This is a genomic window from Marinobacter sp. CP1 (assembly GCF_001266795.1).
Taxonomy (GTDB): domain Bacteria; phylum Pseudomonadota; class Gammaproteobacteria; order Pseudomonadales; family Oleiphilaceae; genus Marinobacter; species Marinobacter flavimaris.
Window position 1 is genome coordinate 4,700,437 of the sequence record NZ_CP011929.1, and the last position, 13,836, is coordinate 4,714,272.

The window sequence follows — 13,836 nt, forward strand, 5'->3', positions numbered from 1 at the left end:
GCGGGGCGTTTAACCAATACTATGGCGTCTGGTAAAATTATTTACCGTAAACAGCAAGCTTGGTATCGGAGATGTGCAGGTTATCGATACCGATAGTACCTATGTTGGTACCACCTACACGGGTTTCTTGGATGTTTACATCCATAAGAACATCATCAACATCCACGCGCAGAACGCCTTGCTTCGATCCGTTGAGGTTCTCACCCTTGTATACATCTAAGCGGGCAACCGCGAACGATTGACCGGTAGGGTTAACCCCAGAAGCAAGCGCAGCCAAGGTGCCTTCGAGCACCTGATCTTCACCATTCGCATCGGTGAGCAGATCAGCAATCTCTGCCTCAGTATAGGTCTCACCGCCAGCATTAGCACCTTTAATGCTCAGGCCTGTGATACCGACCGCCAGGAAATCGACCTCGAAATCCATTTGCTCGACCGTGAATGCCGCATCCAGGTTCAAGGTACCAGTGTCAGGGCCAGCTGCAACATCGGTGGTATCAACCCGAATGTCCAAAGCGCCCAACAAACCCCACGCCTTCATACCTGAAATCAGTGTAGTATTCTCAGTGGCAGAAGATCCATCCACGTTGTCACGCAAAGACATCTCACCAACTTGCATACCCCAATCAATCGGAGCGCCAGTATTAGAGCCAACGTGAATTACTGCATCGCCGTCTGCTGCAACGTCGATATCAATTTTCAAATCGTCCAGCAGTCCACTTTGGGTAGCCAGGCCAGGCTGTGGCTCAAACCCCCCATTCCCGTCGGGAGCGATTAACCCACTGGCATTTGCACCGCCGATTTCAATATCGGAAACGGCAAAAGTACCTTCGTCAGTGTAGGTGAACTCACCAATAGAAACGCGGGTTTCCAATTCAATGGTTACACCTGCCTGGCCGGTTACATTACCCATCGCGCTGTCATCCAACGCTTTTAGGTCAGCATTAGCTGCAAAGGGAGCCGCAGCAACCGCTGTAGCAAGAGCAAGTTTCTTCAGGCCTTTCATTATTATCTCCTTGAGTAAACTCTTTTTGATTGTTTTCCGAGTTTTAGTTTTGTGAAGTTCTGTAACCTCACACCTCCATTTAAGATTGTTTTACAGTCCTATTCCGTGAATGAACGCACAATTCAGGATACGAAGAAGTCCCGCCGAGCGACTATTCAGCCCTCTTGTCCCTCTGGTCGTAGAAAATTTGAAAAGACTTTTCCTGTGAGATAGGCGCACCAAATGTGGCATTTCCCTGGCCAAGCTTGAGTGGAACCAACTTCAGCCCTGCGATGCCAAGACGATGCTCATGTTCTACGACTACGACGCGCTCTTTCTTTCCCTCCTTTGTAATCGTTCCCGGATAAACAATTAAACTTGCATCAATTTTTTCGTGTCGGGCTAAGGACCTTAAACTGGCCCTGAAGACCCTCAGCTTCGCTGCCGGAGGCGCGCTCTCCGCTGCCTCATCGAGCCTCACTTTTTTGAGTTTCCGATCTTTTAAAACCATCCATGCACCCGGCCCGAAAATCCCCGAATTCTCTACTTCTTCCTCTACAACGGACATTGAGGCTTTCAGCATTGAAGTGAGATCTTTTTCCGCCGTTAACATGGCTGCAGCCAGCTCCTTTTTTGTGAGCTTGCCGTCAGATAAAACACTGGAACCTTCACTCTGGTGTTCCTGAGAGGTCGCTGTCGCGGAGAAGCAGACAAGTGAAAGAATCAAAAAAAGGACCTTTAAATAACCAAATCGCAAGGTATTCATAGAAACTCCATGTGCAAAGGACTGCCCTTGCCTCTCGGGACAAGCGCTTCCATTTAGTTTTTTTATACTGGGGACGCCCTACCAACTCGGATAGAATGCCGATCAACCGTATAATCAGCAGTTGAATAAAGCGTTAGTTAATTAGATCAGCGCATCCATAAAAGTCACAACGCCGATTTTGTGTGCTGTTTATCATTTTTTGAACATTCCGGAGGAACCTTGAACCCGGCAACCATGCGTGAACTCAATCAGGACGGCTACCATCGCCTGCTAAGCTATGCCTGCCGGGAAGCGGATTTCGCCTATATTGGGAGTGTGGGTCACGGCCCCGCCCGAGGAGTCTTCAGCGGTTTTTCTGCCAGAGCTCGCGCCACCGAAGTGCTCCAATACCCTGTGCCTCCGGATTTCTGCTCCGATCAGCTTGCCCAGAGCATGGAAAGCCTCGTCCGTCAGTTCCAGATCGAACAGGAACCCAACCCGGAATGTCTGTCCGGCGGGTGGATTGGATTCCTCGGTTATGAGCTCGGGTATGTCAGGGAAAGCCGTCTCAGGCAGCTCTGTCCATCTGTGGATGCTCCCCTTATGTCTGCAGGATTTTATCTTTGGACGGCAAGTCACAATCGCAAGACAGATCAATATTGGCTCTGGATTCATCCGAAGTGCCCTGGTGAGACACGGGATCTGCTGGAGCAGTGGCTGGGCTCGGACGAACCCGCAGCCACCACCGGATGGTCTATGTTTTCCCGATTTCAGCCCAGGCAAACTCCGAGTGCCTTCAGGGCCAGCGTAGAAAGGGTTCGCCAATACATTGAGGCCGGAGATTGTTATCAGGCGAATCTCTCCCAGGAATTTTCCGGCCATTTCACGGGGGATCCCTGGCAAGCATTCCAGGCGCTTTCGGATGCAAACCCTACTCCCTATAGCGGTTTCATCCGCACCGGAGAGGCATCCATCCTCTCGGTCTCCCCGGAGCGTTTTCTCGAGATACACAACCGTACCGTCACCACCAGCCCCATCAAAGGCACGCGGCCGAGAGGCGGAACTCCGCAGAGCGATTCAGCCTACGCCGCTGAACTGGAAGGCTCTGCAAAGGACCTGGCCGAAAACCTGATGATTGTCGACTTACTTCGCAACGATCTGAGCCTGAACGCAAAGCCGGGCAGCGTGAAAGTCGACAAACTGTTTGCCCTGGAGTCCTACCGCAACGTTCACCATCTGGTCAGCCACATCCGCGCCGAGCTTGCCGAGGGTGTAACACCCATGAAGGCCCTTTTTGACGCCTTCCCGGGTGGATCAATCACTGGCGCACCGAAGATACGAGCCATGGAAATCATCCGGGAGCTTGAGCCCCATTGGCGTGGTCCCTACTGCGGCTCGATTTTCTATCGCGGACTGGATGGCACTCTGGACAGCAGTATCGCGATACGAACCATGCTGTGCGATGGCGAGGGAACCATTCGTTGCTGGGGTGGTGGCGGTATTGTCGCGGACTCAGATCCCGAGGCGGAGTATCAGGAGACTCTGGCGAAGGTCGGGCCTTTGATGCGGTTTCTGGAAGAGTTGGTGATTGAGTGAACTTTGAGGTCAGGTGAGCATGGGGTCAGAAGAAGGGTTTCTTCTGACCCCGCTTTTAGCTCTCGGCTCAGGTGTTGTGAATAGCACTCGCCTTGAGGAACTGCTGCTTCAGATCGTCAAAATTGTGTACTGCCGGGAACTGCGGGAACTCGTCAATCACGTTCTGCGGAGCATGGAACAGGATGCCGGCCTCGGCCTGAGTCAGCATGGTGGTGTCGTTGTAGGAATCACCCGCCGCAATCACCCGGTAATTCAAAAGCTGAAACGCCCTCACGGACTGTCGCTTAGGGTCGCGCTGGCGCAGCAGGTAGTTGGTGATCTGGCCGTCGTCTGCAACTTCCAGCTTGTGACAAAGCAGTGCCGGATAACCCAGCTTCTTCATCAGGGGCATCGCGAATTCGTAGAAGGTGTCGGACAGAATCACAACCTGAAAACGCTCGCGCAGCCAATCCAGAAACTCCCGGGCGCCGGGCAGCGGGTCCAGCTCGCCAATCACTTCCTGGATTTGCGGAAGGCCATAGCCGTGCTGGTCCAGCAGCTTGAGGCGCTGCTTCATCAACACGTCATAATCCGGAATATCGCGGGTGGTCGCCTTGAGCTCTTCAATGCCGGTCTTTTCGGCGAACGCGATCCAGATCTCCGGGATCAATACTCCTTCAAGGTCAAGGCATGCCAGTTCCACAACGATCTCCTGCTTTGATTGGTAAAGGGCCAGTACGGTCAATCCGCCTGCCTGTATTCGGTGCGTATGATAAGAAAAACCGGCCAGGATTGCATCGTGGAAGTGTAAACCCGCGCTTTTGAACGCGGAATAACCATATAGATCGTCATTCCTTCAGGGTATGAGGCATTTAATGGTAGCCTTTTCGGTCAGTTAGATACCCTTGCACATCCATAGAAGGCAATGCCGGGCCATGACCGATATTCAAACCCTGCGGGAAGAGCTCGAAGGCCAGAGCCCCCGTTCGATTCTCAAAGCTGCGCTGCAACAATACGATAACATCGCCATTTCTTTCAGTGGCGCAGAAGATGTCGTGTTGATTGAAATGGCGCACAAGCTGACCGACAACCTGAAGGTTTTCACTCTGGATACAGGCCGTCTGCATCCGGAAACCTACGATTTTGTAGAGCGGGTTCGCAAGCATTACGGCATCGAGATCGAAGTTCTGTTTCCGGATGCTCACGAAGTTCAGGATCTGGTGAACAAAAAGGGCCTGTTCAGCTTCTATGAAGATGGGCACGGTGAGTGTTGCGGCATTCGCAAGGTCAACCCCCTTCGCCGCAAGCTGGCGACCGTGGACGCCTGGATCACTGGACAGCGGAAAGACCAGAGCCCCGGAACTCGCAATGACGTCCCGGTTATCCAGGAAGATACCGCCTTCTCGACCAATGAAAAGACACTGGTAAAGTTCAACCCACTTGCAAACTGGACATCAAAAGAGGTGTGGGATTACATCCGTATGTCCGAGGCGCCTTACAACAAACTGCATGAGAAAGGCTTTGTCAGCATCGGCTGCCAGCCCTGCACCCGTCCTGTCCTGCCTGGTCAACATGAACGTGAAGGCCGCTGGTGGTGGGAAGAAGCCACCCAGAAAGAATGCGGCCTCCATGCCGGCAACCTGATCGCCCGGGAATAACCCGAGCGCCTCTTGCCCATTCACCTTTTAGTGAGTGGGCAGCTCGACATCCTTGAACAGTTCTTCGATTTCAGACCGGCTGCCCTGATGGGAAACCGCCTCGTCCACCTTTTCTTTGGTGAGATGGGGCGCGAAACGGTGAATGAAGTCATACATATAGCCCCGTAGGAAAGTCCCCTTTCGGAACCCGAGTCGTGTGACGCTGGGACGGAAAAGCTTGCGGGCGTCGAGCGCAACCAGGTCGGTGTCCGTTTTTGGATCGAATGCCATGCTCGCGACAATTCCAACACCGAGCCCCAACCTGACGTAGGTCTTGATCACGTCTGCATCTGCTGCCGTAAATACCACTTTCGGTGTCAGTCCCTGGGACTGGAACGCCTCATCCAGTTTCGAGCGCCCCGTAAAGCCGAACACGTAAGTTACGAGCGGGTATTCTGCCAGCTCCGGAAGTGTCAGTTCCGGCAGTTTCGCCAGTGGATGATCCTTCGGCACGATGACGCTCCGGTTCCATTTGTAGCATGGCATCATGATCAGGTCGTTAAACAGCTCCATGCCCTCGGTCGCAATGGCAAAATCGACCGCCCCGCTGGCTGCCATTTCGGAGATCTGCATTGGCGTCCCCTGATGCATATGCAGGGAGACGTCCGGGTACTCCTCTATAAAACCACTGATAATCGGGGGCAGTGCATAACGGGCCTGGGTATGCGTGGTGGCGATGCTGAGATCACCCTTTCGCTGGTTACTGAATTCCTGGGCAATCTTCTTGATGCCCTCAACCCGCCGCAGGATTTCGCCGGCCTCGCGAATAATGATCTCGCCGCCCGGTGTGATTCTGGTGAGATGCTTGCCGCTGCGGGCAAATACTTCAAGCCCCAGCTCGTCCTCCAGCAGGCGGATCTGTTTGGAGATACCCGGCTGGGACGTGAACAGACTCTGGGCGGTTGCTGAGACATTCAGGTCGTGATGCGCAACTTCCCAGATATAGCGCAACTGTTGTAGTTTCATTGAATCTGCTGCTCCCTGGAGATCGAAGGACCTTGTTGAAGAATACGCATAAAAATACAGATTTTCATTCTTTTTTAATATAGGCAACTGCTTTTACACAGTTTAGACCAAAATCGCATTTGCGCAGCCCCTGATAAAACCCTGAGGCTATGAAAAGCCCCTCCAACCCTTGACTTGGCCAATACAAAGGACACAATCCGTAATGCCTTGTCTGGGCACATCAACACTCCAGTTCTCAGGGAACCCATGCTGCTCACCACAAAGTTTCTTCGGCCAACGTCAGACTCGCGCGCGGTTAAACGTGAGCGGCTGAGTGCCTTGCTTGAGTCCCGGGCTCCGAAAAGACTTAATCTGGTGATTGCGCCGGCCGGGTTTGGCAAGACCACTCTGGTTGCGCAATGGTGTTCAAGGGTTTCCTCCCCTACCGCCTGGCTCTCTCTGGATGAACACGACGATGAGCCCCGGCGATTCTGGCAGTACCTGATAGGTGCTTTTGAGCAAGCCGGCCTGACCGGCGCGTCCGATTTGCGTAAACAACTGGCTCACCACTCGGATGACACGTTTACCGAAGCCATTACCGGCCTGATCAACACACTGGCGCATGATGACAGCCCGTGGTCGCTGGTGCTGGACGATTTCCACTTCATTGGCAACCCTGCCATCCACAGGCAGTTCGCCTATTTCATTGATTATCTTCCGCCGGGTGTTCTGATAACCCTGGCGTCCAGAACCGAACCGCAACTGCCCCTGGCCCGCTGGCGCGTCCGTCGGTGGATCCAGGACATCCACCCTGGCCTGCTGGCCTTTTCTGAAGACGAATGCCGTCAGTTCTTTCACGACACCATGGGCCTTGATATCGCCGACGAGGATGTCCACGCGATTTACCGCAAGACCGAAGGCTGGGTCGCCGCCATGCAGCTGTCCGCATTGTCCGGAAAGGACGCCAGCACGAGTGGAAACCAGATAAATCTGGATGAGCGCCACATCAGCGATTATGTGCTGAGCGAAGTACTTGAGCAGCAACCCCGGGAGCTGTCGGACTTTCTGCTTGAAACGGCCTGTTGCCCCCGGCTCTGTGCGTCCCTCTGTGATTCGATCCGTGGGTCCGATAACAGCCAGGAGCTGCTTGAAAAACTTCTCAGCCAGAATCTTTTCCTGATCCCGCTGGATACCCGGAACGAGTGGTTCCGCTATCACGACCTGTTTCGGGATGCGCTGCAACTCAGAGTAAGTCACCAAGATCCTGACTCGGCCGCGCGACTCTGGCACCGGACGGTGGACTGGTTATTGGCCCATGGCCACGTGCAGGAAGCCATTGCCCAGATCGTCCGACAGGAGGACTGGTCCCGGCTTGCCCGGGTGCTCGCCGAGCACGGCAACAACCTGATCCATGGCGGATATCACCTCCCCGTGCTGGACTGGATTGATGCCCTGCCACAGGATCTTGTCATCGACAATCCGCAACTCCAGATGCTCCGGATCTGGGGGCTGTTCTTTGCCAACCGCATGGATAGTCTGGAGCCGCTGCTGTCCGGCCTGGAGGATCTTCTGGACCGGCAGGTGGCGGACTCCCATCCGGATGCCGAAGGGGCCCTCGGGCTGCAAAGTGAGATCTCGTTGATGCGCTCCTATCTGGCTCGCACCCGGAGTGACGACAAGAGCGCCGCAGATCTCACAAGACAGGTGCTCAGGGAGATTGATCACACTCGCATACCATTAAAGTCGGTAACCTATTACGGCCTTGGGCTGGATTACTACGGCAAAGGTGAACTCACCGAAGCCGAAGACGCGCTCCAGTCGGCAGTCCGTTACGGACAGGTCGAACATAAACCCAGTACGGTTCTTTCCAGTGGGGGCCTGCTGGCGTGGATTCAATACAATCGCGGCGATATCGATCTGGCTTTGGAAACCTGCACCGAGATAAGGCAATGGGTGGACAAACACTATGCGGACCCAACCCAGCCAAGACTCATCTCATGCTGGCAGAACAGTACACTCTGCGAGATTCATCGCGAACGAAATCACCCCCAGCTAGCAGCCACGCACCTGAAACCGCTGCTCGAACATGTTGAGCGGGGCACCGAACCGGGCCAGCACGTGATCATTCAGTACGTGCGTGGTCACCTGGCTTTCAGCGAGGGCAGGCTCCAGGAGGCGATTGACGCGCTCGAAGACGCATCCCAGACCGCCCGCAAGCGGCGAGAGCAAATCGTGTTCGAGCCACCCGCAAGCACTGCCCTTCTGGCACGCTGCTACCTGGCTTCAGGCCATCCGGAAAAAGCCCGGGCCTGCCTGGGTTCCCGAGCCGATACCGAGTTCACCAATCCGCTTCATCTTGAACAAAGCCGTATTAGCGAGGCGCGAGTGCTGGTGGCACTGGATCAGCCCGAGCGGGCCCAGGAAATACTCAGCGCTCTTTTGCAACCGGCTGAACGCAACGCCCACAACCGACACCTGGTGGAAATTCTGCTGGTCTATGGCGAGGCCCTGGCGAAGCAGGAACGGACCGATGAATCGGAGCAAATGCTGACCCGCGCGATAAAACTGGCCAGCGACGCCGGATTCTTGAGGCTCTTTGCGGAGGAAAGCCCCGATCTGCGTGCCCTGCTCCTTGGTTTGCCAGCACTGGATGAGCCGGGAAGCTGGAACGCCAGCGTCAGGAAAATGCTTCTCGATCAACGCCAGTCCGGCGAGGGCCATTCTGAAGCAAAACCTAGTGCCATTTCTGGTGAGCGCGGTCGTACGACACTCAACGCCGAAACACTGCCTGAACCTCTCAGCCAGCGAGAACTTGAAGTGCTTGCGCTCATTCATGCGGGCCACGCCAACAAGGAAATTGCCGCAAAAATGGACGTTGCCCCGGCTACGGTGAAGGCCCACATTCGCAACCTTTATGGAAAGCTCGGCGTGGGCCGCAGAACCGAGGCTCTGGCCAGGGCCCGGGAACTGGGGTTGCTGCAAGGCTGATTTCGGGCCAAAAAACGTGACGCAGCTCACACTTTGCACCAACAACTTGAACCCGCTACGCCCTTTGGACGATCCGGCTACGCCCTCTAATCCCCTATTATATTTTCAACGGTGAGGGAAACCTCACCAGGAATTCTGAAACTTCAGGCCTTCAGATTTCTTGTTCCGCGTTGTTTCGACGCCCGGGTTCGAAAGAACCCCTTGATGAGAGCCAACCCCAAAAGGGCTGGCTCTTTTTTTATGGCTGAACGGTTCTGGTGGGATTCAGTGTTCGATGATCCGGCGGAAGGGTGGCAATGCATCCAGCAACAGCTGACCATACCGGCGGGCAATAATGCGGCGATCCAGGATCGTCACTCTTCCAGTATCCTGCTCGGTCCGCAGCAGCCGACCAACCGCCTGGACGAGTTTGATGGACGCGTCCGGAACGGTGATTTCCATAAACGGATTGCCGCCCCGCTGCGTCACCCACTCGGCCAGGCTCGCCTCAATGGGATCATCCGGCACCGAAAATGGCAAACGGGTAATCACGACGTGGTGCAAGTACTTGCCTGGAAGGTCGATACCCTCTGCAAAACTGGCAACGCCGAACAGGACACTCGGCCGGCCTTCATCCACCCTGCTGCAATGCTGCCTCAGCACTTCGCCCTTGGCCATATCGTCCTGGGTAATAATGAGGTCCGGGTAATCCGGGGCCAACGCGTCTCGCACTTGCTGCATTTGACGACGGGACGTAAACAACACCAGAGTCGCCTTCTCGCCTGCCCAGAGGTCCGGTAGTCGTTTTACAAGCTCATCGGCGAAGCCGTCATCCGTTGGCATGGCAGACATCGCAGGCACCTCCACCGTTGCCATTTCGCCGTAACGGAAAGAGCTGGGAACCACGAGGAAGCGGCTGCCCTGGGGCAATCCAGCCCGCGCGTTCAGGCGATCGAACCGACCAAGTGCAGTCAGGGTCGCACTGGTGAGCACGGCGCCGTAAGCGCGAGACCAAAGCCTGGAATACAACAGGTTGTCTGCCAGTACCGGTGAACTGTAAAGAGTGATGTCTTCGGCGTGATCCCAGCGCTGGCGTACTGACCATCGGGCTGGGGGCGGGCTTCTCTGCGTTTTCGGCCTGGCTTCTGGCTCATCACCTGTCTCGCTGTTGGTTTCAGCTTCCACGGGGGGACTGGCATTGCCCGGGTCGCACCAGGCTGTCCAGAGCCGCAACTGGTCCTCTGCCCGGGCGTGAAAGGAGCCTATCACCGGATACCAGGCTTCGGCGGTTTCCCGGTCGATTTCATGCTCCTTGCGCTCGTCAAAGGCGCCCTGCAACTCGTCCGCCAGAACGCCCAGTTGCCGGACCATGTTAGCGGTAGCAATCCGGCTTTCGGCTGCAAGCTCGGCCATCGCCTCCGGCAATTCACCTTCCGGATAACGCCACTGCGCCGTCCGTCGCTCCTCATTGAACTCCCAGCCGGTATTCTGCTCGGCTTCTTCGTAAACCCGGTTGAGGACCAGGTCTACCTCTCTCGACGCAGAACTGATGCGATCCAGGGACTTGGCGGCCTGGGTGCCGGCTGCCAGATAAGGCTGCATTTTCACAAGCGCCTGGGAAAGCTGCTTCAGCCATTGCCGGGTAGCATTGAGTGGCAGCGACGCGGCAAAGTGATTCAGGGCCTTGTCCGGAAGGTGATGAGCCTCGTCGAAAATATAGAGGGCGTTCTCCGGCTCCGGCAGAATGGCACCGCCGCCCAGGGCAAGGTCGGCCAGAACCAGGTCATGGTTAGCCACCACGATATCGGCATCATCAAGGTCTTTACGGGCATCAAAAAACGCGCAACTGTCGAAATAGCTGCAGTGGCGGTTGGTGCACTGCCGGTGGTCCGTGGTTACCTGTCGCCAGACGTCGTCCGGTATCTGTTCCGGCCAGTGGTCACGGTCACCGTCCCACTCGCGGGAGCCATAACTGGCGAGCATTTCTTCGAAAAAGGCCCGGGTGCCCGGTTCTTCATTTTTCGGCCCATCCAAAAGGAACAGGGGCATGGTGTCGCTGTCGGTATTGCCTTCATCGTGCAGTCGGGCTTCCAACCGGGACATGCAGAGATAGCGCCCCCGCCCTTTGGCCAGAGTCCAGTTGAAATCCATCTTGCTGTGCTTTTTCAGGTCCGGGAGATCTTTAAGCACAATCTGGTCCTGAAGGGCCACGGTTGCGGTGGAGATAACCAGGGTTTTGCCGAGGGCTTTGGCCACCGGGATGGCAGCGATCAGATAGGCCAGGGTTTTGCCTGTCCCGGTCCCGGCTTCGACCACACAGGCAGAGGCAGGGGACGTTCGCTGGCCATCGTTCTCGGTGATGTCGCCCATGTATCTGGCGATTTCCGCAATCATCAGGCGTTGCCCATAGCGCGCCCGAATATCCTTGCCTGCCAGCACATCCCGATATCCCTGCTGGATCGATTGCTTGATCTCGTCGGTCAGCGCCATCAGCGAGGGCTCACCCAGTCCCGAACAACGCCAACCCGAAAACGGCGCCCGTCACGACTCAGAACCACCCCTTCTTCCGTTATGTCGTCTACCCGCAAGCCTTCGAAGACGTCGCCCACTCGCAGGTAGGTGTCGTTAATCATGACCCGGCGCGATGCAGGGGATGACGAGTAGATATGGCTGTTAAAGGTCAAATCGGGAACGCTCTTCTGAAATGAGAGCGGCAACTCTACCAGATGTGGCACTCTGCCTGCCTGCTCGGGCTGCACCATTGGTGCAGCAGTTTCGGCATTTGCGGATGAGGGAACGATAACGGTCGCCCGCTCCCGGCTTTGTGATGGGGAAGGTTCCGAAGCGATCGGCGCCGGCGTCGCCTCGCCCGCATCGGGCTCAGGGATGGTCCCCGTTTGTGCAACGGGATCTTCCAATGTCGGCGCTGGCTCTGTCGCAGGCGCCACCGCATCAGGTTCAGGAGCTGTCGTTCTGGCCGAGGCCGCAGATGTCTCGGATTGCGACTCGGAAACCCAGGGCAACGGCGCTCCCGGCCAGAAGACAAAGGCCAGGACGCCGGCATTGAGCATGAGTGCAAGAGACACCCAGGCAGCCGGCGACCACCGCTTTTTCTTCGGGCGATGGATCAGCTGTACCTGCTGACCAAGGTCCGGTACGCGCCCTTGCCTCCGTTCAGTTTCGGATTTCCGCAATGCGTCAAGAATGTACGACATAATTACTCTCGACCTTCAACTTGCCGGCGACCTTCGGACTGCAGAGGCTTGAGACGGGGAATGTTAGCTTCCAGGTCGTTATTGATCTGGATAATCGTCATGGCTCCGGCGATCCCATCGACGGTAAGCCCTCGCAATGACTGATACCAGCGAACCTGCTCTTCGGAATCCAGCCGTTTCACCCGGTCACTTTCAGCACGGGAATTACTGAAACGGTCCGCCAGATCCATCATTCGCGCACCAATCCAGAGTTGCTCGCCCCCGCCATTGCTGTAAAAGCCGTCGCCCGTCAGGTATTCCGGAAGGCGCCACAGAACCCGATACTCCCCGAACCAATAGCGCTCGATACTGGCAAACAATACAGTCTGATTGCCGGAGGGCAAGGCGATGTCTGCGGTATCGCCATCCAGATGGCGGAGCACGACAAACCCCCGGTTACCCGCCTCATCCTGCAACTGAAGCATCGCCGGGCGATCCAGAAACTCGAGGCTTCGGCGGCTACCCTGACGACTCAGGCATCCAAGACCCGCCTCGTTGGCCCATTCGCAGGCAACGGGCGCTTCCGAAGGTTCATATTCGCGCCCCCAAATCCCGAAAAGTACCTGAAAAGCCTCCACGGAATCCAGAAGCTGACCTGGCACGGCAAGTTCAACGGGTGCTGACGACTCTCCCGACCCGGTTTCCTGGATCTCTTGCAATGGTTTCTGTTCCTGCTCCTCGACTCGCTCAACAGCTCCCTGTAAAGGTTCTGCTGAGGAGGGATCGGTGAGAAACGCTCCGCCCGGTGACCAACGCTCAAAAAGCCAGGAGGTGCCGATGATGGCCACCAGAATCGAAGCCGCAACGATAAGGTACTGGGATCTGTCTGGTGACTGGTGAGCTCGTGAGGGCGTGGGGCCGAGGGATTGTCCACGTACTTCTTTTGCCGCCTGGCGGATATGCTCGGGCGTAATCTCATGCTCACCCTCGGCATAGGCGCCCAACAGTGCGCGGTCACTGATCAAATTGATCAGGCGGGGTATGCCCTGGCTCTCGCGATAGAGGCGATTCACCGCCCGCTGCGAAAAGATATCACCCCGCATGCCGGCAACACTGAGGCGGTATTTCAGGTAGGCCGCCAGCTCATCCCGACCGATGGCGGCCAGGTGATAGCGTGCTGTAACCCGCTGATTCAGCTGCCTCAATTCCGGAAGTGCCAGCATTTCCTGCAGTTCAGGCTGGCCAAGCAGGACAATCTGCAGCAGCTTCTTCTCTGCCGTCTCGAGATTGGTCAACAGCCTTAACTGTTCGAGCACCTCGGCCGAAAGGTTCTGGGCCTCATCAATCATCAGAACCTTGTGTCGCCCGGCTGCATGGGCCTTGAGCAAGTCCCGGTTAATCAGATCAACCAGTTCCTTGATGGTGGCACTGATATCGTGGGGGATTTCCAGCTCATCGCAGATGGAGGACAGTAACTCCCGCGCAGAGAGCCTCGGGTTGAGGATCAGCGCGATATCCACATGATCGGGAACATTCTCGATAAAACACCGGGAAACCGTTGTTTTTCCTGTTCCCACCTCACCAGTGATTACGATGAAACCGCCCTGCCCCTGGACTCCGTACATCAGGTGCGCCAGGGCCTCCTTGTGGCGATCGCTGAGATATAGATAACGAGGGTCCGGGGCAATGGAAAACGGCGGTTCGCGAAAGCCGAAAAAGTCGTAATACATA

10 protein-coding genes are annotated in these 13,836 nt (G+C 56.1%); 3 read left to right on the top strand and 7 right to left on the bottom strand.

All coding sequences use genetic code 11. From position 1 onward, the window contains the following. Nucleotides 1-37: 37 nt before the first annotated feature. Both ACP86_RS21630 and ACP86_RS21635 read right to left on the bottom strand, forming a co-directional pair. Nucleotides 38-1,003 carry a DUF6160 family protein gene (locus ACP86_RS21630; RefSeq protein ID WP_053115378.1) on the bottom strand — a complete coding sequence of 322 codons (966 nt, stop codon included), beginning with the start codon at nt 1,001-1,003 and terminating at the stop codon, nt 38-40. A 151-nt stretch (nt 1,004-1,154) separates the two neighbouring features. Next, nucleotides 1,155-1,748, bottom strand: coding sequence for a hypothetical protein (locus tag ACP86_RS21635; RefSeq protein WP_053115379.1), 594 nt, complete (start codon nt 1,746-1,748; stop codon nt 1,155-1,157). A 234-nt stretch (nt 1,749-1,982) separates the two neighbouring features. On the opposite strand from ACP86_RS21635, the gene pabB reads away from it, so the two are divergent. Further along, nucleotides 1,983-3,323, top strand: a complete 1,341-nt coding sequence (gene pabB / locus ACP86_RS21640; protein ID WP_053115592.1) for an aminodeoxychorismate synthase component I — start codon at nt 1,983-1,985, stop codon at nt 3,321-3,323. Nucleotides 3,324-3,390: 67 nt separating this feature from the next. Here the strand turns inward: pabB and thrH are convergent, their stop codons facing one another. After that, entirely contained in the window at nt 3,391-4,005 is a 615-nt protein-coding gene (gene thrH / locus ACP86_RS21645; protein WP_053115593.1) for a bifunctional phosphoserine phosphatase/homoserine phosphotransferase ThrH, read from the bottom strand. A 232-nt stretch (nt 4,006-4,237) separates the two neighbouring features. Here thrH and ACP86_RS21650 point away from each other — a divergent pair, with 232 nt between their 5' ends. Beyond that, a complete protein-coding gene (locus ACP86_RS21650) occupies nt 4,238-4,960 on the top strand; it encodes a phosphoadenylyl-sulfate reductase (RefSeq protein ID WP_014577210.1) in 723 nt (240 codons plus the stop codon). Between the two features lie 27 nt (nt 4,961-4,987). Here the strand turns inward: ACP86_RS21650 and cysB are convergent, their stop codons facing one another. Then, on the bottom strand, nt 4,988-5,965 hold the full coding sequence (gene cysB / locus ACP86_RS21655; protein ID WP_008171800.1) for an HTH-type transcriptional regulator CysB: 978 nt from the start codon (nt 5,963-5,965) through the stop codon (nt 4,988-4,990). 246 nt (nt 5,966-6,211) lie between these two features. On the opposite strand from cysB, the gene ACP86_RS23570 reads away from it, so the two are divergent. After that, nucleotides 6,212-8,932, top strand: a complete 2,721-nt coding sequence (locus tag ACP86_RS23570) for a LuxR C-terminal-related transcriptional regulator (RefSeq protein ID WP_053115380.1) — start codon at nt 6,212-6,214, stop codon at nt 8,930-8,932. A 264-nt stretch (nt 8,933-9,196) separates the two neighbouring features. On the opposite strand, the gene dinG is transcribed toward ACP86_RS23570, so the two are convergent. Genes dinG through ACP86_RS21675 form a run of 3 tightly spaced genes read right to left on the bottom strand, consistent with a single transcriptional unit; the run spans nt 9,197 to nt 13,835 of the window. After that, nucleotides 9,197-11,401, bottom strand: coding sequence for an ATP-dependent DNA helicase DinG (gene dinG, locus ACP86_RS21665; protein ID WP_053115381.1), 2,205 nt, complete (start codon nt 11,399-11,401; stop codon nt 9,197-9,199). After that, nucleotides 11,401-12,126: a general secretion pathway protein GspB gene (locus tag ACP86_RS21670; RefSeq protein ID WP_014577213.1), complete on the bottom strand. Its 726-nt coding sequence runs from the start codon at nt 12,124-12,126 to the stop codon at nt 11,401-11,403. Before ACP86_RS21670 ends, dinG begins: the two co-directional genes overlap by 1 nt. Before the next feature lie 2 nt (nt 12,127-12,128). Beyond that, nucleotides 12,129-13,835, bottom strand: coding sequence for an ExeA family protein (locus ACP86_RS21675; RefSeq protein WP_053115382.1), 1,707 nt, complete (start codon nt 13,833-13,835; stop codon nt 12,129-12,131). Between the last annotated feature and the right edge of the window lies 1 nt (nt 13,836).

Excerpts from the sequence above, each read along its gene's own strand:
- ACP86_RS21630 (WP_053115378.1), bottom strand. The coding sequence starts at position 1,003 with ATGAAAGGCCTGAAGAAACTTGCTCTTGCTACAGCGGTTGCTGCGGCT.
- ACP86_RS21635 (WP_053115379.1), bottom strand. The coding sequence starts at position 1,748 with ATGAATACCTTGCGATTTGGTTATTTAAAGGTCCTTTTTTTGATTCTT.
- pabB (WP_053115592.1), top strand. The coding sequence starts at position 1,983 with ATGCGTGAACTCAATCAGGACGGCTACCATCGCCTGCTAAGCTATGCC.
- ACP86_RS21650 (WP_014577210.1), top strand. The coding sequence starts at position 4,238 with ATGACCGATATTCAAACCCTGCGGGAAGAGCTCGAAGGCCAGAGCCCC.
- cysB (WP_008171800.1), bottom strand. The coding sequence starts at position 5,965 with ATGAAACTACAACAGTTGCGCTATATCTGGGAAGTTGCGCATCACGAC.
- ACP86_RS23570 (WP_053115380.1), top strand. The coding sequence starts at position 6,212 with ATGCTGCTCACCACAAAGTTTCTTCGGCCAACGTCAGACTCGCGCGCG.
- dinG (WP_053115381.1), bottom strand. The coding sequence starts at position 11,401 with ATGGCGCTGACCGACGAGATCAAGCAATCGATCCAGCAGGGATATCGG.
- ACP86_RS21670 (WP_014577213.1), bottom strand. The coding sequence starts at position 12,126 with ATGTCGTACATTCTTGACGCATTGCGGAAATCCGAAACTGAACGGAGG.
- ACP86_RS21675 (WP_053115382.1), bottom strand. The coding sequence starts at position 13,835 with ATGTATTACGACTTTTTCGGCTTTCGCGAACCGCCGTTTTCCATTGCC.